Here is a 23774-nt window from a genome sequence, read left to right as displayed (position 1 = left end):
CCTAATTTAAATTATTTCAACTTGAATACAGACATGATTTTAAATCCGTCAACATTTATAGTATATACTTCTACCTGATATAGATAAGGCTCAGGATGACCACGATAATCAGTAAGAAAATAAGTAGCCTCCTTTAATGGCACATGTTTTAATCTTTTTCTTTGATCTTTATTCAATATTTCAAGGTTTAACCCGCCTGCTCCGCTAGATGCATTAAAATTTACAATAGCATTTGTTTCTCTTTTTAATAAAAATTCTAGTGCTTGTCTATGTGACAAACCCCAATAGTCAAGTTCGAATTTTTGTTGAATATTATTTTTATTTATCAACTCATTAAAATATACATTTTGGTATGGATGGGATTCAATCATAAATTTAAGTACCATCCCCATATTTATCGCAAAAATTCCCCAAAAGAACGGGATTAACTTTTTACCTAAATACCCCATATTATTTTTTAGATACTCATAAGTATTAACGCCCCCTTTAACTACAATGATTAAAAAAAATGGATAAATGAAATATAAATGGCGCCAACCATCATACAAAATTGCATTTATCCATATAACAGCTATAATAGGTATATAAAAAAGAGAGAACGCAAGAATGTCTTGGTTACAAACCTTATTCAAAAATATTTGTTTTATTAAAATAAAATTACCTAAAATAAAAAAGCAGGTATAAATAACAGGGGTAGAAATAAGAATCCACTCTGGGATATAATACCACGGTAAATTATTAAAAGTTAATATTTGTCCGTTAAATAAAACATGACCTATCATACCGTTTCTGTTTAACTTATTAAATATTGCTAAAAAATTATTTAACGGGCTCTCCCATAAATATGGCCAAAGTAGCCAGACAAAAAAAGTTAATAGCAAACAATATGAAGTACTAGCTAGAACAGCTTGTCTTATTGAAAAATTTCTTTTGTTTTGAATCTTTTCCAAGAAAATGAAAACAAAAGTTAGAAAGGGAAAAAGCAATGCCATGATTCGAATATCAATAGCTAAAGCAGAAGTAAAAGCATGATATACCAGATATTTAAATTTCCTGTTCTTAAAATAAATAATGAAGGTGTAACAACATAACAAACTTGCTGTTAGAAATACAATATCCTTCGAATTATAAAAAGAGTCAGCAAAGATACGGGGACTTAAAACCAATAGTGCAGTTCCGAAAAGGCAAATTTTCCAATCATAAAATTTTTCTTTAAGGATTTTGTAGAAAAGAACTACACCAATATAAAAAACAAGAAAATTAATTAGATGGCTTAAAAGAAAGGTATCACGAGTTCCTTTTACACTAAATATTTCTTTAAATAATAAACATGTAAGTTGAAAATGAGGGCTATAAATACGATCAACATATACATTTAATTGAGGAATATTGTTAATATTCTCAACCAAATTTAAACCTTTTGGATAAAAAAGCTGCAACAAATATTTTAAAGTTACTAAGCCTGTCAAACGTTCTGCTTCCTCATCAAAGGATAACCCATAATCTTTATAACAGATTAATCCTATTATAAGGAACATAATAAAAAAGGTCATTACAACAACCTTAGGAATAATACGCATGACTATATAATACTCTTTTAAAGATTTCCTATTCTAAATTCTTCCGGTACTTTTGTTTTATTACTTCCTTTAATATTAATTTACTGTTTAGTTTTTAATATTAAAGGAAGTATTAGAAGTTGATTAAAGTAAATGAACTGGCAAAAGAATAAGGGTGTAAAAGGATTTACGAAGACACTTTAGACCAATCCCTATTCCGATGGCAGTATTAAGCGAAGATAAAATAAATAGATGGATAGTCCCTTATTTAAGCAAAGGGAAAAGAGGAAGTAAATTACAGGTAGCGTCAGCGGATATACTTTAGCGGCTTAAGTTAGGAAGGAATGTCAATGGAGGGAATTAACATTAAAGAATTATTTTCCAATAAAACTATCAACTGGCAAGGGGTATATCATCATTTTAGGAAGTGGGCTAAAGATGGTAGTTTTAAAAGCCTTTGGTAAGGACTGCTTAAAAGCCAGCGTCAGTTGCTATATTTATCATGTGTGCAACTGGATGGCAGCCAAACTATTTGTAAGCATGGCGGAGATATGGGGTAACAAAGCAGAAAAGCAGCCACTATTTGTAACAGTTTGTTTTTGGCAGATAATAAATGACAGATGTTAGCGTGTAGTTTACCCGTATCAGGAGCACATCCTGATTTATTTGAAATAGAATTAATATTTAAGGAATTGTGTTTTTTGTTGAAACAAGCAGGTATCTCAACAGAAGGCTTGTTCTTAAATGCAGATGCTGGATTTGATTCCCATGTATTTAGAAACTTTTGAGCTGAAATGAAAATTAAGGCTAATACTGGTCCTAATCCTAGAAATGGAGAAGCTAAAGTTGATGTTACTTATTTTTATGAAGAATTCTTTAAAAGAAGAAATGTCATTGAGCAGGCTAATGGCTGGCTTGATAGCTTTAAAGCTTTGCTAGTCCGATTTGAAACCAAAGCTCAGCACTGGATTGCCCTCCATTTCTTAGCTTTTACTGTTCAACTTATTCACAAAATAAACAAACTTAACCTTTACTAAACATGTTCTTGATAAACTTAGTTTAAGTAAAAGTATCAAGCTCTGATATTAAATTAATTATTTTATTTACAATGATTTCTTTCTCTCTCATTATTAGAACCCGAGTTGAAGGAACAGGATACGCAAGCCCTGATTAGCAAATTTTTTTGAAAATCGCACAAAATATTATCGATGGAAAAGGATTTGTTATTACAGCTAATGCATACTGATTGGGTTCAATATAAAATATCTAAATTCAATCCCTCCCCGATAAAGGTTTTGTGCTGCTATAGCTTATTGATATTTTAATTTATCACTTTTTTGAAAAACCTATTATAATATTTTATAAGAAATAAAATCAAAGCCTAATTCAATATTTGTGTCTACTTCAGATTTAAAGTTATTAGCATTATTTTTTATTATTGCAGCAGTTATAATACTACGAGTAACTGTAGAAAGTACAGGCTACAGAGACCCGGACTCTAATGCGTTCTTAGAAGTTTCACAAAATATATTAGATGGAAAAGGCTTTTACCATTCAAAAACCCTTCCTATTCCTGAGATAAAAACCTTAGAAAACCAAACCTACTTTGCTATTTGGCCACTTGGTTACCCTATCCTTATCTCCGGGTTTGCTTATCTTCTATCCCTTCCAGTATTTTGGGCTTCAAAGGTTGTAAATATTTTTTTTTTAGGATTATGTTTATTGCTGTTTCGGAAAATGAACAGAGAATACGCCTATTTATTGACACTGATTATGTGTTCTTTTACTTTTATGGAAATATTTTCCTATACCTGGTCAGAACCCCCTTTTATTTTTTGCTTATTATGGTTCGTATACCTTTTATATAATTTCATGCAGGATGAAAACAATAATAAGTATCTAATTCTACTTTTTATAAGTTCTTTGTTATTGTTCTTTATTAGATACATAGGCGGATTTAGCTTTATAATATTAGGTTTACTTAGCACCTGGTTCCTCTTAAAAAAAAGATTTAAACCTGCTTTAAAACTTCTTTCCATAACTATCCTGCTAAGTACTATAGCCGGATTATATTTGTATAATAATTATATACAAACAGGCTACTTAACTGGTGGAGAAAGATTTTTTCCAGACAGAGAAAGCACAAGCTTGTTTGTTTATTATTTATTCGTAGGTCTTTTTAATGAGCTTTTCGTTATTCGAAATTATTATTGGGGGAATAGTAATCCAGATTTACTTTTTTGGGTTACTGCAATCTTTCAATTTTCTATTATGATTTTTATTTACTTAAGATTTATAAAGAGGGAATTAACTAAAATTTCTTCAGAAGATAATTTAAGTATTTTGTTTGGCATAATTGGTTTTATCTACCTTTTTGTATTGATTTTACTTCGTAAATACTCCCCTTTTGATCCCTTCGATTATCGCCTTTTATCGCCATTTAGTATATGTATTTACACAGCCCTTATGCTTTTTCTTATTAATCCAGTAAGATCTACAACAATTAATAAATCTTATAAATTTATTATATTATTCTTTTTTTCTTCACTCATATTGAATTTACCTAAAGTTTATTTATTTGAAGTCTTTCGAAGTCTGATACAAAATTAATGGAGAATAAGCTGGCGCTATAATTATTTATCATTAGGTATTTTACCAAAAGGTTCCAAGTAACAAACTGATAATGGAATAATGAATTTAATTCCATAGATTATAGTAGCACATAAAGGTAGCCACTCAATATATGGACGTTGTAAAACCAAGGCTAAAACTTCATTTTCAAATAAGGATAATCTCACATAAAAAATCAATAGAGTCAAATTTAATTAAATGAACATGTAATTTACCAGCAAAATAAATTTGCAAATTAGTAATACAAGAAGGAAGAAAGAGAAATAATTAATTTAAATGAAAAAGATCATTACATGTAGTTATATTTAAATGTAATACAACAAAAGAAACTTGCATTTATAAGTTAATTAATTGTTAGAATTAGTTGTACTTGGAGAAAGAGTATGTTGATTAAAGAAACAATCCCTTTTAGCCAACCATTTTATATTTTTGCTGATGTAAAATCTTCAATTCATATGAATTTTTCAATAATTTCAATACTCTAACAAATAAAAGCATGCTAGTTTACTAATCTATTTAGCTGTTAAATCTTTGAATCTATAAAATTCTAGTCCTTTTCGTTTGGCTTCTACTAATATAAATTTTAAAAAGTCTATATCTAATTCATAAGAATTGCTAGCTGGAGAACTCATTGGGATATGCCCATAAACCATTAATACCTGGTTATTGTCACTAGCTCTTTTAATTGCATTTTTAATCATCTCTTTCGTTACCTTTCCATTTGTATCAATTCCTATTGCCGATAATGTACGGTCCCCATTAAAGTCATAATATATTTCATCTATTAAAGTTAAATCCTTTTCCTTATTAATAGAAGTTACACTTCTAAGCACATCAAACTTTTGCAACAACATAAAATCAGTAAACCAATACTTTGCCCCATAAGGATAAGCGAATGATTTTATGTTGAACCCAGCCTGTTTCATAGACCTGATACTTGGATTAATTTCATTCTCCAGATAATCCTTATAAGTATTATTTTTTATATAAAACTCAGACACCACATGTAAAGCTCCATGACTACCAATTTCATGTCCATCACTTTCTAGCTGCTTAAGTTTTACTATTTCAGATGCAGTTAATGAGTCAAATTGAGTTATAAAAAATGAAACTTTTGCATCATATTCATTTAATAAATTTTTTATGGCAAACCATTCATCTACAGAGCGGTCATCAAAAGAAATACAGATTCCTGAAGGGGGCAATTTTGTTTCTTTACAAGAGAAAATAAAGAAGACTAAAATGATTATTAAGCTCTTATTCATAGAAACATTAAACTATCATATCATAAATAAAAATCACAATTTTAAAAGAATAAACTTAATGTAAGTAAAAGTGTCTAGTTCTGATATTAAATTAATTATTTTATTTACAATAATTACTTACTCTCTCATTATTAGAATCTTAGTTATCGGCTCCTCTAATCATGGCCAATTAAAATTAGTTAAAACTAATAACTTTAGATGGCATGAAAAAGACCCGCCTTACCGAAACACAAATTATCAAAGCTCTCAAAGAGCATAAAGCCGGCCGCAATGCTCAGGAGTTCAGCCGGGGGTTAGACATCAGCACCTCTCGCCTTTTACAAGTGGCGCCCGCCCTATTCAGGTTTGAAGGTGAAAGAGCTAAAAAAGATGAAGGAGTTGGAGGAAGAGAAAGCCCGCATCAAATGTATGTTTTTCGAACTCTCTTTAGTCCACCGCGCGCTAAAGGATGCAGTCGAAAAAAAAGGTTTAGGACCTGATGAGAAGAAAGCTATCGTGGGATTCATCCTTACTTAGGCTTATAGGACAGTATTACTGCCCAGGAGCAGCTAGCCATACAAACTTAAAAGAACGGGATGATAATCAACTAATACAAAAGTTGCAATGGCTAGTAGAAAAGCACCCGGCTATTGGCTTCTGGTCCTGCTGCTACCGCTAAAGGCGCAGCGACTATACTTTTAATCATTAGAAAGTATACCGGTCCACACTAACCTGCAACTCAACATTAGAAAAAGGCTTTAGAGACGACAGCCAGCGCAGGTGAAGCAGGGCTTATTTACTCCCAAAAAAAGAATTAGGTATGGTCGGTAGATTTTATGAGCGATAGCTTGTGGGATGACCGTAAGTTCCGACTCTTGAATATTATAGACAATTACAACCAGTAAATACTATCCATGGAGGTGGATTTGTTTATTTTAGCCTTAGATAATCCGGGAGTTGGAATACCTGAAAAAGTTTCGGGGACTGCTCCAGATTATCCGGGTGAATAACGGGCCGGAGTTCATTAGCCACAGGTTTGAAGCCTGGTGCAAAGAAAACAGAATCCAACTCTTGTTTATCCGGCTGGGCAAGCCCATGCAGAATGTTTATGCGAATCGCTGCAACGGCAGCATCCGAAGAGAGTTGCTCAACGCTTTCGTGTTTAGAACATTGGCTGAAATCCGGCAAAAGGCGGAAGAATGGGTGTTTAATTACAATCACCACTGGCCCCATAAGGCCTATTATTTTAAAGCTCCAGCTGAATTATTTTAAAATTTGTAACCTGAAATTTATACTTTTAACTGGCCTAAACTTCGGGTGAGCTTACATTACTCAATACATCATATATATAACTTTTATTACTAACCTTTAAAAGTTATATTTATTTAAAATAAAATTGTTAGACGAATTCGTTTTCACCATTAGATGAACAACATTATTTTGAAGTTATCAATTCTTATTCCTGTTTATAACGAGAGTGCCACAATTTCTAAAATCTTAGAAAATATACAAAAAGTGGTGTTAATCAACGGAATTGAAAAAGAAATTATAATAATCAATGATTGCTCCACAGATGAAACTGAACAAGTTATTAATAACCATTTAGATTTAAATCCTACATTGAATGTTCAATATTATAAACATGAGAGAAATCAAGGTAAAGGAGCTGCTCTACGAACAGGAATTCCTAAAGCTACAGGAGAATTTTTAATTATTCAGGATGCAGATCTTGAATATGATCCTCAAGAATACAACCGTTTATTAAAGCCAGTTATCCGCGGATTTGCGGACGTAGTATACGGCTCTCGCTTTATAGGAGCTTGTCCCCATAGAACCTTTTACTTTTGGCATTCTGTCGGCAACAAACTTATCACTTCATTATCTAATTTAGTTACTAACTTAAATTTAACTGATATTGAAACCTGTTATAAACTATTTAATACAATTACTTTACAAACTATTTTATTAAGGGAGAATAGGTTTGGGTTTGAACCAGAAATAACAATAAAAATTTCAAAAATCCCTCAGATAAGAATTTATGAGGTTGGGATATCCTATTATGGCCGAACTTATGAAGAAGGGAAAAAGATAAATTGGAAGGACGGAATAAGAGCTATCTTATGCATTATTAAGTATGGAATTCTAAAAAGAACCTAATTTTATGTAAATAGCAAAATTGATAGTTTCCTTATTGGTCACTTATCACTTCAAATATTTTTATAGATTCATTTTTATAAACTTCTTTCCCTAAAACTAAAGAAAGATTGATAACCTCCTCGTTTAAATTTTGAGACATCACTACGAAATCGTATTTAACAATCCCATTATCTTCTAAATAAATTTTACAAGGCATATTTGCTGTTTTGAAATAATGATTTAAAAATAAAGCATATGGTGCATCTAATACCAATAGTTGTTTAGCATTATTCTTAAGTAACCACTGAAACGTAATTTTTCGTCCTATTTCTTTAGGATTTAATTCTGAAAGTGATTTCTCAACATAATATATTTGGTAGCTACTGTATGCCAATACTATAATACTAACAAGTAATACCTTATATTTCTCTTTTAAGCTTTTCAAAAACCAAAAAGATAGAATAACTGCTACAAAATACAAGTATATAGACTTATAGAAGAGTGACCTTTCCGGTGCAAATGTTTTGTGCAGGAACATAAGACAATAGGGGAAGAAAAAGGAGAATAAACTAGGTAAAGCAAATTTTAAGAATGAGTTCTCTTCTTTGTCTTGATATATTTTTATAGCTGACAAAATAACTATAAATATTATAAAATATTTCCCTAACCGCTCCTGCCCTAAAAGCCATCCTTCTGTATAATTAAAATACTGGGGAAAAGTAGCCCACAAGGTTTCCCATTCCATAGGCCGAACAAACTTATTATTTATTAAAGCATCTAATCCAGAAATAGCTATAACTGGAATATATAATAGAAGAGTAGCTGTACCAATAATTATTATACTTACTAATAATTTTAAACCTTCTGTTTTTCTTCTTTTTATTAAAAAATAAAAAGAAGAAATAAGAAATGTAGAACTAAATGAGTAAAGAAATGTGGGAACCGTATAAAAGCCTAATAGACTTGAAATAATAAATATAAACCAATATAGCTTGTGTTTATTTGGTTTATACATAATCCTTAGCATTGAAAAGAAATTTATAAAAGCCAAAATAGTAAGCAGAAAATATCCTCTTCCAGCAATTGAATAAAATATTCCTACTCCAGAGAAGCTGAAAATTATTATGCAAAAAGAAGCTTTTTCAAAACCAAAATATCTGGCTATAATAAAATACATTAACAACGTTCCACCCGCACTTATCAGAAACGTTGGAAAACGCATTATAAAAATTTCATTACTACTCAAGTGGGAAAAGGCAGTACTAATAAAATTACTTAAGATATGGTTATTGGGAATAGGGTAATATGCCACTACAGCCAAAGGCCCTTCTTTTACAAAACAATCAAATGAGGCAACTTCATCAGTAGTAAAGTAATAACGCTCCAAATAAAAATATCTTACTAATAAGATCAGGATGATTAAAAATATAAAATTAGCTTTGTCAGTAATATGTTGATTTCTTACAAATCTGCAAGATTTATTGATTATATTGTAAAATTGCCGCAAAATTGCACCAAGCTCCTTTCTTACCCAATTTTCAATTGTAATCCCATGAATAAAAAGCAAGGATAAAAATAAAGTTGAAACCCAAATTATACCTACAAGTAATTCATATGGTCTTCTTTCTAGTGAAATTTCAAAATGATCAAATGCAACATTTTTATATCCAACATTATTAAGTTTTAATACATCAGAATAACCTGTTAAAAGAAAAATTAAGCTAAGATATAAACAGATTAAGAATAGAATGAAAACTAAAACTGCTAGAAAATATCTAATGATAACTCTGTTAGTTTCCAAAATTGTTTTTTTTTAGCTGGCAAAATTTATAGAAGCATTTCGGATTAATTGGAGTAGCAAAACTATATCACATAGGAAATATTAAGGTTGCGACAAGCCCATTGCCCTACCTTTTTCCAACAAGAAATTATAAGCTTCCGGATATTCATTTCGAATTTCTCCTTCCAGAATAGCTTCTGTAATGGCATCTTTTAATATGCCAACTTCGCGGGAAGGTTTTAAACCAAAGGTTTCCATAATAACTTCCCCCGTTATTACAGGTTGGAAGTTTCGCAGTTTATCACTCTCCTCTACTTGCCGTAGTTTCTCCTCCACTTCGGTAAAATTCTGCAAATACCGCTTTACCCGATTATGATCCTTGGAGGTAATATCAGCCCGGCAAAGTTGCATCAGGGCATCAATATCTTCCCCTGCTTCAAATAATAATCTTCTAACCGCCGAATCTGTAACCGTTTCTTTCACCAAGGCTATAGGACGCAAATGCAACCGCACTAATTTCTGAACAAAACGCATATTTTCATTCTGTGGTAAACGCAGTTCCTGGAAAAGTTTAGGTACCATGCGGGCACCCTTATCTTCATGTCCATGAAAAGTCCACCCTACTTTTGGCGAATAGCGTTTAGTATCGGGTTTGGCAATATCATGCATAATAGCCGCCCAACGCACCCATATATCCTTGGTTACCTTGGCTACATTATCGAGCACTTGTAAGGTATGGTAAAAATTATCTTTGTGAGAATTGCCATTTATGGTTTCAATTCCTTGCAAATCAGCCATTTTGGGAAATATCTCCTGCAATAAACCGGCATGAAACAACAGCTTAAATCCATAAGAAGGTGTTTCCGACATAACGATTTTGTTTAACTCATCAATGACCCGCTCTTTAGAGATTATCTGAATTCGCTCCTTATGGGCAATTATGGCATCAAAAGTATCCGGATCTATATCAAATTGTAATTGGGTGGCAAACCGGATGGCCCGCATCATCCGCAACGGATCATCAGAAAAGGTAATACCCGGTTCTAAGGGAGTACGTATTACTTTTCGTTTAATATCCTGCATGCCTTCAAACGCATCAACCAAAGTACCGTAGTCCTCCTGATTTAAACTAATGCCTAAGGCATTTATAGTAAAATCACGGCGTTCCAGATCATCTTGTAAAGTCCCTACCTTTACATCTGGCTTACGGGAATGCCGTTGGTAAGACTCTTTTCTGGCCCCGACAAATTCAACTTCCCAATCATCAGTCCGCAGCATAGCAGTCCCAAAGTTTTTAAAAACAGTAACTTTAGGTTTTCCAGGTAAAAGTTTAGAAACTTCTTCAGCTAGTTTTATTCCATTACCGACACAAACCACATCTATATCTTTAGAGGGTCGTTTTAGCACTAAATCCCGGACAAAACCACCAATGACATAGGCCGATACGTTTAGGCTGGCTGCCGCATTGGCTACAACAGGAAAAATTTTATGGTCCGGTAACTTAATAGATTGCATTTATACTCAAATTAAAACTTGCTTATCTCATGAAAAGCAAGAAGAAAACTTTATTACTATTTATAAGAAAAATATATGTGCAAAATTGCGACTTTTATCTTAACAAAATTTTTATTTTTTATTAGTAGATAAGAAGACTAGTTAATCTTTGAATATTATTTAACTATTGAAGAAAATAATTATTAAAAATAACATATTTCTGAGGAGTAATCATATAAATTTTATGGTTACTAGGTCTTACCAGAAACTCATCTGCAATAATATCTTTACCTTCTATAAAAATTCTAATTTTATTATTTGGACTTTGGAGTTTGAAGGAAAAAGAAACGTTGACCCAATCTTTGTATATTTCAATACAATTTGATATAGCTATATCCTTTGAATCCACAATTTGGTTTAACTCATTTGTTTGTATATATTTTAAATTACCTAATGGTGATTTTGCACTAAGATTTACCCAAACTGAACAAACATATTGTTTGTTGCCACTTTTGACATTTGGAACTAATCCTTTATAAAGCTGGAGTGGACCTACTTTAGCTGTTAAAGCTCCTTCCGTAAATAAAAACTTTGTCGATTTGTTATTATTAAATCCAGAATAAATATAGCTTGAGCTTGAATCTGTTGTATAGATAACATTTGTTTTATAAAGGGAGTCTTTTCTTTCCAGGAACTCCTTGTATTCTTTCTCAATATTATTTTCTTTGAATGCAGATAATGGCAATTTATAGAGAGATAAACTATTACTTATAAAAATCAACTCCCCTTTTTGAATTAGATCTTTTTCAAAATATTGAAGATCACCCTTAACTACAATAAGCAAGATTGGTTTATCTGATGGGAAATAATCAATTAATTCCTTTTGAATAATATTGTTACTAAGGAGTTGGATTGTTTTTAATGCTACCTCTAGAGAAGTTCTTGACATCATCCCATTTATTAATGGTAAGCTTGTCTGAATGGAGGCAGCCATTGCAATTGGCATAGCTTTTAATGGTTGAAAAGTAATTTTCTCAGAACCCGCAGTAAAATATGGGAATGGTAAAATAGCCTGAAAATCTTCAGGATTATACCCATTGGTATTTAAAATTTCTTTGAACCGAATGTTTTTAAGCTCTACAAATACATCATTAAATTTATTTATTTCTGAAATTTTGATATTTTCTTTTTTCACTCCAATAAATGCATCGGCAACATTATTTTGGCGCACGAGAAAAGCTGTTTCTGCAATATTAATCTTTGCCTCTATAGCCCACCCTATTAAGATAAATACTAAAAAAAGAAGTGCTAATTTAGGATAGCCCTGAATCCTTAAGAACCTATAAAGTTGATAAAAATAAAAGGCCATATAAACTGAAAATAAATAATAGAAAATCCAGAGAAACCTAGCTAAGACTCTGAACTGCTTTAAAAATGGCAAATAATCATATAGAAATTCTAGTCCAATTTTAAATGGAAAACCTAAGGCAAAAAGAGCAATTGCAATAGCTGGGAATAGCCCCAGGCGTAAAGGAAATGGTAACACTGGCTTAAATATATTATCAACTTTTTTTTGTATCAGATATTTAAACCTATTGATAAAAGTTAAAACCAAACATAAAGTGCCTACCAGGCCAACATAGCCATAACCGTTATTTGTTAGTTTTTTAAATCCTAAAATTGGCTGCAAATAATGTGCAGTAAAAGAATTCCAAGGGTAAAAGATATCTCCAACTTCTCCTCTGAATTCTGTTAAACCCACAGGTGTTTCTGGCCTATCAATTGAAGCATCCGAAAAAAATAAAAAAGCCTTAAAAGCAATAATAGGTGCAACGGCTAGGAAAATTTGGCATGCAGTAAACTTTAAATATCTTTCAAATACTTTTTTATTAAATATTAAATGAAAAACAACCAGTAGTAAACCACTTAAATAATAGTAAGGATGAATAAATCCAATCAAGAAAAACACTAGTGTTATGGGGAGAACACTTCTAGTTCTATTGGTTTTATAAGATTTTAAAATTAATAACCATTGTAATGGTATAACCCAACAATAAGATAAGGCATAGGCCCCGTAGTAGGGCCCAAACATTACATTTTGCTGTGAAAAAAATACAATAATAACGGCTGCAATAAGGCTATACCAATTAGGTAATAAACAGGACCGCAAAATTGCATAAACAATAATACCCCCAATTAGAAATGATGTTAAAATGATATAATTAAAGATGCCTATTAAATGATCGGATATATCAAATAAATACGTATTTATTAATCGTATTGGATAAGCAAATAAAGGTTGATTATCTGTAAAAATTATATGTTCTCCAAAAGGATAATTCATTCCTGAAAATTGAAACCCTTTGTCAAATAATATATAATAAATAAAAGTGTAGTAGTTTTTAATACCATCAAAATATGGTGCAAACAAATAATCATTTGGGTAAAAGATCACCCCCCGAAACAGAAGGCAGACAATTACACTAATAGTAAGTATTAGAACTACAATTGCTTTAAGATTAATCATTTAATGAAAACAGGAAAAACTTCTTTTTGTCAGGGAACTACAACTTGTATATTAGAAGAATGTACCTATTATTTACTTCTTTGCAAAAAGGAAGAAATCACAAACTTAATAAAACTACTACCTTCAGTAAATAATATTTTTAAATCAAATTTACGAAAAGTGACTCCAGCACGCAATTTAACAGGTACTGAAGTTAATTTTATATTTGAGCCATGTGTCGCCAAAAAAATATATTCTAAATCAAAAAGGTATCTTGGAATTACGGTTTTAAGAAAAATATCACGCCCATTTCTATTAAAGCCTTTGATGCCGCATTGGGTATCATTAATAGGTAATTGGAATAATTTATTATTTATTAATTTTAATAATTTAGAAAGTACGGCCCTAAATCCAGTCATTTCTAAATAATAATTTTCATCCCTTATTCCTACCACCACATCATTTTTATCCTCTAATAAGGCATTATAAACCTGAATAAAACTCTCCTCTAAATAAGGAAAATCTACATCTGTATATATAAAGAAGTCATGATTGGCCAGTTCTACTCCTTTCCGCAAAGCATAGCCTTTACCCATGTTTTTAGGCAATGAGATATAAGTGAAATTATCAAGTGAAGCCTTCAACAAGGCTAAATCAGATGAATTAATCCCTTGACTAGATCCGTCATTAACCAGATATAAATGTAATTCTGTAAAGCTTAATAACTTCTTAAGATTATTAAGATATACTATTATCGTTTCAGCCCAATTTGGAAGTGGGTTGTAACAAGGCACAATAATATCTAACTGCCGCACTAAACTTTAAGTTGGTTAACGATTGCTTAAAGTTGGTATAAAATATTAAAAAAGCAGCACATTGAAATTTTTAAAATGCTCTATTTAATCTCTTGCGTAAGCTCTATAAGAATACCATTAGCACTTTTAGGATGCACAAAACATACTAATTTATTATCGGCTCCCGGTTTTGGTATGTCGCTTAATAATTGGAAACCTTCCTTTTTTAAGCGATCCATTTCAGTTAGAATATCCTCTACCTCAAAAGCGATGTGATGGATTCCTTCGCCATGCTTTTCTAAAAATTTAGCTACCGGACTATCCTCATCCATGGCTTCCAATAACTCGATTTTGGTTTCGCCAATTCTGAAAAAAGAGGTAGATACTTTCTCAGACTCCACAATTTCAGTCTTATAGGGCTCTTCACCCAATAATTTATAAAACAAGCCGTTAGAGGCGCTAAAATCTTTTACAGCAATCCCAATATGTTCAATTTTCTTCATTCTGGATCTTTATTTTAACCTAGATATTTTTAGTTTAATTTGGTTAATTTTGTTTCTATAGTAAAACTCATTCAAGCACCCATCTGTTTTCTAATTAAGAATAGCAGTTACTATAAAGAGACAACTATGCTTAAGTTACCTATATACTTAGATAATAATGCTACCACTCCCATTGATCCTCGCGTGCTGGAAACCATGATTCCTTACATGACGGAACACTTTGGAAATGCCGCTTCCCGGAACCACGCCTTTGGCTGGGCCGCAGAGGAGGCCGTAGATTATGCCCGCGAACAAATAGCAGCTTTAATCAACTGTAACCCAAAAGAAATAATTTTTACCTCGGGTGCTACTGAGTCGGACAACCTGGCTATTAAAGGCGTGTTCGAAATGTACGCGTCTAAAGGTAACCACATAATTACAGCCACTACAGAGCACAAAGCTGTACTAGATACTTGTAAACACCTGGAAAAGTTAGGCGGACAAGTTTCTTACTTAAAAGTAAATGAAGCGGGCCTGATTGATTTACAAGAATTAGAAGCCGCTATTACTGATAAAACCATCCTGATTTCTATTATGTATGGCAACAATGAGGTAGGTGTTATACAGCCAATACGCGAAATTTCGGCTTTAGCTAAAAAACACCGGGTGTTATTTATGACCGATGCTACCCAGGCAGTAGGTAAAATTCCGGTTGACGTAGAAGCAGATGGTATTGACCTGCTGGCTTTCAGTGCTCATAAAATGTACGGTCCTAAAGGTGTTGGTGCCTTGTATGTACGCCGAAAAAACCCTCAGGTAAAAGTTACCGCTCAAATGGATGGTGGTGGCCATGAACGGGGAATGCGTTCAGGCACTTTAAATGTGCCGGGTATTGTAGGCTTAGGCAACGCTTGTGAAATAGCCCGTCTGGAAATGGACAAAGATATGGCCCATGTATCTCGCTTACGCGACCGCTTGGAAGCTGGGTTATTAAACATTGAAGAGGCTTTTGTAAATGGGTCGCGGGTACACCGATTACCACACGTGACTAATATTTCTTTTAAATATGTGGAAGGAGAAGGTTTGATGATGGGAGTAAAAGATCTGGCGGTTTCTTCCGGATCAGCTTGTACCTCGGCGTCGCTGGAGCCATCATATGTATTAAAAGAAATAGGTTTGAGCGATGACTTAGCTCATGCTTCATTACGTTTTGGCCTAGGCCGTTTTACGACCGATGACCAGATCGATTATGCCATCACCCACGTGACTGAAGTAGTTAATAAATTACGGAACCTGTCCCCCTATGGGAAAAATTTCAATAAGGCATTATCCTAAATTCAGTAAAATGGCAGAAAAGTTCCATCTCCTTAAATAATAAAACGAAAGCGGTAGCCTTTTGTAGTTGGTGGCAGCGACTCAAGCTGATCTCACCTACCTGGCTTTATTCAGGACCTGGAACCTTTGGATTAGGAAATTGAAGACAGGGGAATAAAAATAATATTGGAGAGGAAGAGCTTTTTTATTTAGCCAGTACTGCGTTCAAATTATCAGGTAAATTAAACGGCAAAACCTTTTTTTAACAACTAATCTGCCACCCAAACCTGCGGGTGCAGCGATGATTTTTCATGTTAGAACACAAACAATATGTATAAATAAAGAAGCATTTTATAAGGCGCTTCTGTATGTTTCTAACATAAGTAAAATGAAAAATTTATTTAATAAAAAGCCCTGGCTACCAGAAGTAACCAGGGCTTTACTTTTGTTTTTATTGATTAATAAGCTCTTACTTCTTTTTTCTCCATAAAATTCATAAAAGCCCGATTTACAACTTTATTACCCCCAGGTGTTGGGTAGTTACCTGTAAAATACCAATCGCCGGTATGATTAGGGCAAGCTTTATGTAAATTTTCTATAGTCTGATAAATTACCTCAACTTCCGCATTTACTTCAGGGGCTCTTACAATTTCTGAAACCTTAGCAGAAATTTCTTCATCCGTAAATAAATCGAAAAGCTCTTGCACAAAGTTTCTACGTTTAAACTCGGCTCGGCCATCTGCAGCCCGGCACTTATCATACACCTCATCCAGTTTATGATCTAAATGACGATCTTCTAACAGCTCCAGCATGGCCCGGAAAGCAACAAACTCTTTCAATCGGGACATATCAATGCCATAGCAATCCGGGTACCGGATTTGTGGCGCAGAAGAAACAATAATTATTTTCTTAGGACCTAAACGATCCAGCATTTTAATAATACTTTTCTCTAAGGTAGTACCCCGTACAATAGAATCATCTATCATCACAATGGTATCAACTCCTTTATTGATTACCTCATAGGTAGTATCATATACGTGGGCTACCAGATCATCCCGGTTGTCGTTATCGGTAATAAAGGTCCGCATCTTGGCATCTTTAATAACCAGCTTTTCAGCCCTTGGCTTTAATGCTAAAATCCGTTCCAGCTCTTCTTCAGACTCTATTCCTTTTTGAATGGCTTTTCTGCGGTAATCCCGTAAATGATCTTCAATGCCTTTCATCATGCCTATCCAGGCAGTTTCAGCTGTATTTGGAATATAAGAAAAGACCGTATTTTTTAAATCGTAATCTACAGCCTTCAGTACCTGCTCGCAAAGCAGCTTGCCCATATTTTTGCGCTCATTATAAATCTCCGGGTCATTGCCCCTGGAAAAATAAATGCGCTCGAAACTGCAGGAGGTTTTATTTTCCTCCGGAAGAATTTCTAATTCCCGGGTTCCTCCATTTTTATTGACTATTAAAGCATGGCCAGGCGTAATTTCTTTTATTTCAGAATACTCAATGCCAAAAGCTGTTTTAATAGCAGGTTTTTCAGAAGCTACTACTACTACCTCCTCATCTATATAATAATAAGCCGGACGAATGCCGTGTGGATCACGTACTACAAATGAAGCGCCGTAACCAGTTAAACCAGCCATGGCATAACCGCCATCAAAATCCTTACAAGCCCGGCGCAAAACACGCTGCAGGTTCAGGTTTTCTTCTATTAATTGCGTGATTTGAGTATTGGTGTAATAGGATTTTTTGTAGTTTTCGAAGAGCTCTTGATTCTCTTCGTCTAAGAAATGGCCCATTTTTTCCAAAACCGTTACGGTATCGCTGGTATGGCGAGGATGCTGACCAATCTCTAACAGGGCGTTAAATAATTCATCAGCATTGGTCATATTAAAATTACCGGCAACTGCTAAACTACGGCTGCGCCAGTTATTTTCCCGAACCATTGGGTGGCAGTTATCAATACTGTTAAGACCGTGAGTTCCATAACGTAAGTGCCCCAGGTAAACATCACCCAGAAAAGGCATGTTTTTCTTTAACCACTCCGGGTCTTGTGCCTTCTCCGGAAATCTTTTCTTAAGCTTGGCTAAAGTATCACTAATCTTCCCGAAGATGTCATTAATGGCGCGGTTTTTAACTGAACGATAGCGTGAAATATATTCTGAACCGGGAGCGGCATCAATTTTAATACTGGCTACCCCTGCCCCGTCCTGACCTCGGTTGTGTTGTTTTTCCATTAACAAGTACAACTTGTTAATGCCGTACATGGCAGTACCGTATTTCTCAACATAATATTGAATGGGTTTACGCAGCCGGATGAGAGCTATACCACATTCATGTTTTATTGCATCACTCATAATTATTTTGAATAAAGAACAACCTGCTCAATTACATTAGTTAGCCAGGAAGGCTGAAAAAATATAAACAGAACGGGGAAAGCCAGTAAGGCCAATATAATATTTTCCTTCAGGAGCATAACCTTTTTTCCTTCACTTAAATTCCTTTTAAAGAAAAGGAAATAAGGAATTCGGATATAATAGAAGAAGGCAACACCTGTTAATAATAAACCACTTAGCAATAGCACTAATAAGAAGCTGTTACCAGTGGCCGCATAGTTCTGCCAAATGTTAGTAAATAATAAAAGCTTACCTGTAAAACCGGCTGTTGGAGGCAAACCCGTAAGAGATATTAAAAATATAATAGCTAAAATTCCTAGAAAAGGATAAGTTTTACCTAACCCACTTAAACCATTTAAATCGGCTACTTCCAGTTTATCTTCAAAAATCTGAACAATCAAAAAGATTCCGAAATTCATAAAGAGCAAAACAGTAAGGTAGAATAAGATAGCACTAATTGAATTATCAGCTAATGCGGCTAATGCAGCCAAAACAAAACCGGCATGGGCCACCGAAGAATAAGCCAATAAACGGCGGGCTTTTCGTTGCCAAAGCGCCGTAAAGTTTCCTATCACGAGCGTAATTAAAGCAGCTCCACCGATCAGAAGGATTAAATCGTCTTGCAGAATAGTGGCTAGATGATTACGTATTTGGATTAAAAACCGGATAATAACCACAAAACCGGCAATTTTTGGGGCGGTTGAGAAAAAAGCTACCACCGGAACCGGCGCGCCTTCATATACATCTGGCGTCCAGAAATGAAATGGTGCCGCAGCTACTTTGAACAAAAAACCGGCAAATGTTAAAAGAAAGACTGCAATAAATATTGGGCTGCTTAAACGGCTTAAGTTCTGCCAAAACAAGGTATCGGTAAAATTTAGAGATCCGCCAAAACCGTACAGGAAAGACATGCCGTATAACATGACACCGGAAGCTAAAGTACCATAAAGAATATATTTTAACCCAGACTCCATTGCATTCCGTTGCTTTTTAATAACGGCTGTAAGTAAATAGGAGGCAATAGAGACTAATTCTATGGCTACAAACAGCATCAGCAGGTTTACCGACTTAGCCATCAGGTTTAAGCCAGTTAATAATACCAGCAGGTAAGCATAGTATTCGCCTCTTCCGGAAAACTTAACTTTTAAATTTTGGTTTAACAGGGACAGGACAATAGTAAAAATACCCGCCACAGAAAACAAAAGGCCAGCATATATAGCCAGCCCATCCGAAATAAGTAACCCTACAAAAAAATGTTTTATAGAAATAGAGGCAATATTATTTAAATCATTTACCTGCACCATTATACTGGCAACAATGCCTGCAAGCGCAACAAATGGGAGCATTATTTTTACCGCTGTAGCTTTAAACAAATCAAGCCCTACCAGTAACAGGAAAAAGAAAGTCAGGATAATTTCCGGCCATAAATAGGCAAAGCCGGATTGAATGTCGGTTAAAGAATTGATTAACGATTGTGCCGGAATGTTCACAGGTACAAAGTTACAATATTCCTTATAAATGCGATTAATTAATTATTTACCTGCTACTAAAATAAACTGAACTAGCTGATTTATAGCAGGACTAATTTTATCCAGTAACAAAGACGGGAATAACCCAAATACCAACGTCAGGACCGCTAAAGGAACCAGCATTAAGTATTCTCTTCTGGTAAGATCCGGCATATTAGGGGTTTCCTGAACTTCGGGATGGACCCAAATTTTACCAAAGAACATCCGTTGTAATGCCCACAGGTAATAAGCGGCCCCCAACAATAAACCACTTGTGGCTACAATAGCCATCCAGCGCGGTAACATACCCGATACTGTAGCCGAGGCAAACGTTCCAAGTAAAACCAACAACTCCGCAATAAAGCCAGAGAAACCCGGTAAGCCCAGAGAAGCAAAAAAGGCTATTACCACTAATACCGTAAAAGCTGGCATAGTAAATGCCAGTCCCCGGAAATGCTGAATCATCCGGCTGCCGGAACGGTCGTAGATTACACCGGTTATAATAAAGAGCATTCCGGATATTAACCCATGACTGAACATCTGGTACATAGAGCCGTTAGCCCCCTCTACAGTTAAAGAAGCCAATCCAATGAGTACAAAACCCATGTGGGAGACCGATGAATAAGCAATGAGCTTTTTTAAATCAGACATTGCCAGCGCACACATAGCACCATAAATAATTGACAAAACCCCAATTCCCCCTATTAAATGAGCATAGTATGCGGCTCCCTCCGGAAACACCGGAAACACTATTCGGAATAAACCATACCCCCCTACTTTCAAAAGTAAACTCGCCAATAAAACCGAGATAGGCGTTGGTGCTTCCACGTGCGCATCGGGTAACCAGGTATGTACGGGCACTACCGGTAACTTAATGGCAAAACCTATAAATAACAGCAGAAATGCCAGTAACCGAACCGGATACCCCCAAAGCTGGATATTTGAGAATGCATGTAAAATACTGCCCGGAATAAAATTTTTCGCCTGGTACATATCCGGAATAGAAAAAGTATGTACTAGTTTATCGCTGGCAAGCGTACCTGAAACTAAGGCTGATTGCACCTGGTTTACAATGGCTGGTGTGGCACCTGATGCGTTCGTAGCCAATCCGGCGTTTACCGCCGTAGCAGCCGGATCAATAACGGAGGTGTATAATCCGATCATGACAATCAGGATTAATAAGGAACCTATCAGCGTATAAATAAAGAATTTGATAGCCGCATATTCCCTTCTTGGCCCTCCCCAAATACCGATCAGGAAGTACATGGGCAGGAGCATAAATTCAAAGAATAAATAAAAGAGGAATAAATCTAAGGCCAGGAAGCAGCCCATTACACTGGCTACCAATAATAAATAAAGAGCAAAGTATGCTTTTACATTTTTCTTAATGGTCCAGGAAGAAACTACTCCTATAACACCCATTAAGCCAGTTAGCAATACCATGCTTAAGCTAATGCCGTCTACCCCTAAAAAGTACTGGATTTGCAGGTGCCCCAGGCTTTGCAAGTTTAAGCTGATCCAGTTTAACTTTTCTACGAACTGGTAACCCTGATCTGTCGTTGCCGAAGCAGTAGGATTAAAATTAAAAAACAGCCAACAGCTTAACACCATTTGCAAAATGGTGGCAACTAAAGAAACTGATTTGATGGCTCCTTCCATCTGCTTAGGTAAAAGCAGAATAAGCAACACCGTCAGTAAAGGAATAAAAATAAGACTGCTTAAAATATAATCCATTTTTCAGATTAGGTCCACCGGAATTCAGGCAGGTGGTTCAAAACGCCAATATATATAGTATTAATAATATCAAGCCAAAAAGCGAAAAGATATAGTAAGACTGTATCTTCCCGTTCTGCATCAATCGGCCGGATTTACCAATTAAACCAGCCAGCCAGGCAATAAAATTTACCAGGCCATCTACTAGCTTCCGATCTATCCAGCCAATAACTTTAGCTAAAATTACCATCATTTTCCCAAAGGCATTTACGCTTCGGTCAATGATATCTTTATCAAAAATAGCCACTTCCTGCGAAAAGCTTAAAAAAGGTCTGATAAAGATGTTTTCGAAAAAATTATTTAAATAAAAATGCTGGTGAGCAACTTTAAGTACACCTGTTTGACCAGCAAATAATTCTTCATTTGTTTTTAGACTAGCCTTCTGATAATTTCTCCAGGCAATGAAAATACCCACCAGCGCTAAGCCTACAGAGATAATCCCGGTTAAAACATGAATGAAACTGGAGGCATGTAAATACTCCGTTATATGGTTTACCATATTGCCGGTTAAGCCCGTTGTACTGCCCAGGAGCTGTTTCAGGCTAAGCCCTTGAAAAAACCAACTACTACCCGCATCAAAAGGATTGGGAGAAAAGAAAAAGGCAATGGAAAATAAAGCTAACAATAAAACTGGCACCAGTAAAAGCCAGGAAGCTTCTTTGGTAGGTGTATGCCGGTAATCTGCTGGTTTAATTTCTAAACGGTTCTTTCCAAAGAAAATATAAAAGCAATGGCGGGCCATATAATAAGCCGTTAGTAATACCGCACTAAATCCGCCAACCGGAATTAAATAATACAGGCTATTCCCACCCATACTTTTGTAACCCGCCCAAGCCCAGGCCCCACTTAAAATAGCATCTTTGGATAAGAAGCCCGAAAATAAAGGCAGTCCTATTAATGCTGCCGTAGCCGGAATATAGGCGTAAAAGGTTAAAGGCAGGACCTTGCGTAAGCCACCCATGTTTCGTATATCCTGGGCATCTACAAATTCATCGGCCTCATAATGAGCTACGGCATGATGAACAGCATGGATTACAATACCAGCATTCAAAAATAAAGAAGCTTTGAAGAAGGCATGCGTTACAAGGTGCAATAAAGAAGCATCGTGCGCTCCTACCCCCATGCCCATTACCATATAGCCTAATTGCGAAATGGTAGAAAAAGCCAAGATTTTTTTTATATCATTCTGGCCACAAGCCGCTATGGCACCCAGCAAAGCTGTAACCGCACCTATTATGGCAATTACCAACAGGGCATCTTCGGTAAAAAATGGGAAACAGCGCGAAAGCAGGTAAACGCCGGCCGCCACCATGGTTGCGGCGTGAATTAGCGAAGAAACCGGCGTTGGACCTTCCATGGCATCTGGCAACCAAACCTGCAATGGGAATTGGGCCGACTTACCCACACAGCCACAGAAAATGCCTAAACCAGCCAAAGTTAATAAAGTATAGCTTAGCGTTTGGCCATCTGCATTTGGAAAAATAAAACCATTATTTTGAGCTATGGCTCCGCTTACCAGATCTTTTAGTATTTGCAGGTCAAAGGTGCCAAAAAAGGTATACAGCACGAAAATGCCGAAAAGGAAACCGATATCTCCTACCCGGTTAAACAAAAAGGCTTTCTTACTGGCATTAGTAGCTGAATCTTTCTCTAACCAAAAACCAATTAATAAATAAGAAGAGAAACCTACTAACTCCCAGAATATAAATAATAACAGCAAATTATCGGAAAGCACAATTCCTAACATGCTGAAGGTAAACAACCCCAGATAAGCGAAATAATGATGGTACCGCCAATCGCCGTGCATATAAATTACAGAAAACACCTGCACTAAAAGCGAAATAAACGTCACGATTACCAGCATAAGAACGCTCAGGTTATCGAGGTAGATACCAGAAGTAAAGGCAACCAGTTGGTTACCGGCACCTCCTAATTCAAACCACGGAAACCGGACATGCACCACTTCTTTCTGCCAGATATGTAGGAATAAAAACAGGGAAATTAAAAAGGAAATCCCGGTAAAAGTAATTGCTAACCAATCGCCACGACGTGGCAATTTTTTACCTCCTAAAAAAAGAATAAAAAAGGTGAATAAAGGCAACACGCCTACCACCAATGCCCAAAGTACAAGGCTATTCATTTCAGTTGGAGTAGTTATGG

At 35.0% G+C, this 23774-nt stretch carries 18 protein-coding genes; 7 read left to right on the top strand and 11 right to left on the bottom strand.

The features are described from left to right. Positions 1 to 11: 11 nt before the first annotated feature. Positions 12 to 1580 (bottom strand): glycosyltransferase family 39 protein, encoded by a 1569-nt coding sequence (locus ADHAQ_RS0117770; RefSeq protein ID WP_026464086.1) that lies wholly within the window; start codon positions 1578 to 1580, stop codon positions 12 to 14. A gap of 773 nt (positions 1581 to 2353) precedes the next feature. On the opposite strand from ADHAQ_RS0117770, the gene ADHAQ_RS28720 reads away from it, so the two are divergent. Both ADHAQ_RS28720 and ADHAQ_RS0117755 read left to right on the top strand, forming a co-directional pair. Then, on the top strand, positions 2354 to 2596 hold the full coding sequence (locus tag ADHAQ_RS28720) for a hypothetical protein (RefSeq protein ID WP_026464085.1): 243 nt from the start codon (positions 2354 to 2356) through the stop codon (positions 2594 to 2596). A 358-nt stretch (positions 2597 to 2954) separates the two neighbouring features. After that, on the top strand, positions 2955 to 4169 hold the full coding sequence (locus tag ADHAQ_RS0117755) for a hypothetical protein (RefSeq protein WP_026464084.1): 1215 nt from the start codon (positions 2955 to 2957) through the stop codon (positions 4167 to 4169). 533 nt (positions 4170 to 4702) lie between these two features. Here ADHAQ_RS0117755 and ADHAQ_RS26170 read toward each other — a convergent pair. Then, positions 4703 to 5455: a polysaccharide deacetylase family protein gene (locus tag ADHAQ_RS26170; protein ID WP_051360008.1), complete on the bottom strand. Its 753-nt coding sequence runs from the start codon at positions 5453 to 5455 to the stop codon at positions 4703 to 4705. Positions 5456 to 5658: 203 nt separating this feature from the next. Here ADHAQ_RS26170 and ADHAQ_RS28195 point away from each other — a divergent pair, with 203 nt between their 5' ends. From ADHAQ_RS28195 to ADHAQ_RS0117735, 4 genes are all read left to right on the top strand, one after another. Further along, the gene (locus ADHAQ_RS28195; RefSeq protein WP_157433453.1) at positions 5659 to 5934 is read left to right on the top strand and encodes a hypothetical protein; all 276 of its coding nucleotides are present in this window, start codon (positions 5659 to 5661) and stop codon (positions 5932 to 5934) included. Continuing rightward, a complete protein-coding gene (locus ADHAQ_RS28190; RefSeq protein ID WP_157433452.1) occupies positions 5934 to 6113 on the top strand; it encodes a hypothetical protein in 180 nt (59 codons plus the stop codon). The genes ADHAQ_RS28195 and ADHAQ_RS28190 overlap by 1 nt, the downstream gene beginning before the upstream one ends. A gap of 278 nt (positions 6114 to 6391) precedes the next feature. Further along, positions 6392 to 6706, top strand: coding sequence for an integrase core domain-containing protein (locus tag ADHAQ_RS27680; RefSeq protein WP_071781132.1), 315 nt, complete (start codon positions 6392 to 6394; stop codon positions 6704 to 6706). 153 nt (positions 6707 to 6859) lie between these two features. Further along, positions 6860 to 7591 (top strand): glycosyltransferase family 2 protein, encoded by a 732-nt coding sequence (locus tag ADHAQ_RS0117735; protein ID WP_211240592.1) that lies wholly within the window; start codon positions 6860 to 6862, stop codon positions 7589 to 7591. A 31-nt stretch (positions 7592 to 7622) separates the two neighbouring features. Here ADHAQ_RS0117735 and ADHAQ_RS0117730 read toward each other — a convergent pair whose 3' ends face one another. The 5 genes from ADHAQ_RS0117730 to mce form a co-directional block, all read right to left on the bottom strand. Further along, complete coding sequence (locus tag ADHAQ_RS0117730; RefSeq protein WP_026464081.1) at positions 7623 to 9371, bottom strand: glycosyltransferase family 39 protein; 1749 nt, start codon at positions 9369 to 9371, stop codon at positions 7623 to 7625. Positions 9372 to 9452: 81 nt separating this feature from the next. After that, entirely contained in the window at positions 9453 to 10865 is a 1413-nt protein-coding gene (locus ADHAQ_RS0117725; RefSeq protein ID WP_026464080.1) for a CCA tRNA nucleotidyltransferase, read from the bottom strand. A gap of 163 nt (positions 10866 to 11028) precedes the next feature. Next, entirely contained in the window at positions 11029 to 13371 is a 2343-nt protein-coding gene (locus ADHAQ_RS0117720) for a DUF6311 domain-containing protein (protein WP_026464079.1), read from the bottom strand. A 68-nt stretch (positions 13372 to 13439) separates the two neighbouring features. Then, positions 13440 to 14165, bottom strand: coding sequence for a glycosyltransferase family 2 protein (locus ADHAQ_RS27350; RefSeq protein WP_051360007.1), 726 nt, complete (start codon positions 14163 to 14165; stop codon positions 13440 to 13442). Positions 14166 to 14245: 80 nt separating this feature from the next. Continuing rightward, a complete protein-coding gene (mce, locus tag ADHAQ_RS0117710; protein WP_026464078.1) occupies positions 14246 to 14647 on the bottom strand; it encodes a methylmalonyl-CoA epimerase in 402 nt (133 codons plus the stop codon). A 126-nt stretch (positions 14648 to 14773) separates the two neighbouring features. Here mce and ADHAQ_RS26155 point away from each other — a divergent pair, with 126 nt between their 5' ends. Beyond that, the gene (locus ADHAQ_RS26155; protein WP_157433450.1) at positions 14774 to 15961 is read left to right on the top strand and encodes an IscS subfamily cysteine desulfurase; all 1188 of its coding nucleotides are present in this window, start codon (positions 14774 to 14776) and stop codon (positions 15959 to 15961) included. 437 nt (positions 15962 to 16398) lie between these two features. Here ADHAQ_RS26155 and ADHAQ_RS0117700 read toward each other — a convergent pair whose 3' ends face one another. The 4 genes from ADHAQ_RS0117700 to nuoL are packed head-to-tail and all read right to left on the bottom strand — an operon-like array spanning position 16399 to position 23754. Continuing rightward, positions 16399 to 18294 carry an amidophosphoribosyltransferase gene (locus ADHAQ_RS0117700; protein ID WP_026464077.1) on the bottom strand — a complete coding sequence of 632 codons (1896 nt, stop codon included), beginning with the start codon at positions 18292 to 18294 and terminating at the stop codon, positions 16399 to 16401. 2 nt (positions 18295 to 18296) lie between these two features. Further along, complete coding sequence (locus ADHAQ_RS0117695; RefSeq protein ID WP_026464076.1) at positions 18297 to 19823, bottom strand: NADH-quinone oxidoreductase subunit N; 1527 nt, start codon at positions 19821 to 19823, stop codon at positions 18297 to 18299. A gap of 42 nt (positions 19824 to 19865) precedes the next feature. Beyond that, positions 19866 to 21575, bottom strand: coding sequence for a complex I subunit 4 family protein (locus tag ADHAQ_RS0117690; protein ID WP_026464075.1), 1710 nt, complete (start codon positions 21573 to 21575; stop codon positions 19866 to 19868). Positions 21576 to 21612: 37 nt separating this feature from the next. Further along, positions 21613 to 23754, bottom strand: coding sequence for an NADH-quinone oxidoreductase subunit L (nuoL, locus tag ADHAQ_RS0117685; protein WP_026464074.1), 2142 nt, complete (start codon positions 23752 to 23754; stop codon positions 21613 to 21615). Positions 23755 to 23774: the final 20 nt, after the last annotated feature.

It is taken from the genome of Adhaeribacter aquaticus DSM 16391, from assembly GCF_000473365.1.
In the GTDB taxonomy this organism is placed as follows: Bacteria; Bacteroidota; Bacteroidia; order Cytophagales; family Hymenobacteraceae; genus Adhaeribacter; species Adhaeribacter aquaticus.
Note: the sequence above shows the minus strand (reverse complement) of the source record. Positions and strands in the feature narration are given on the sequence as shown.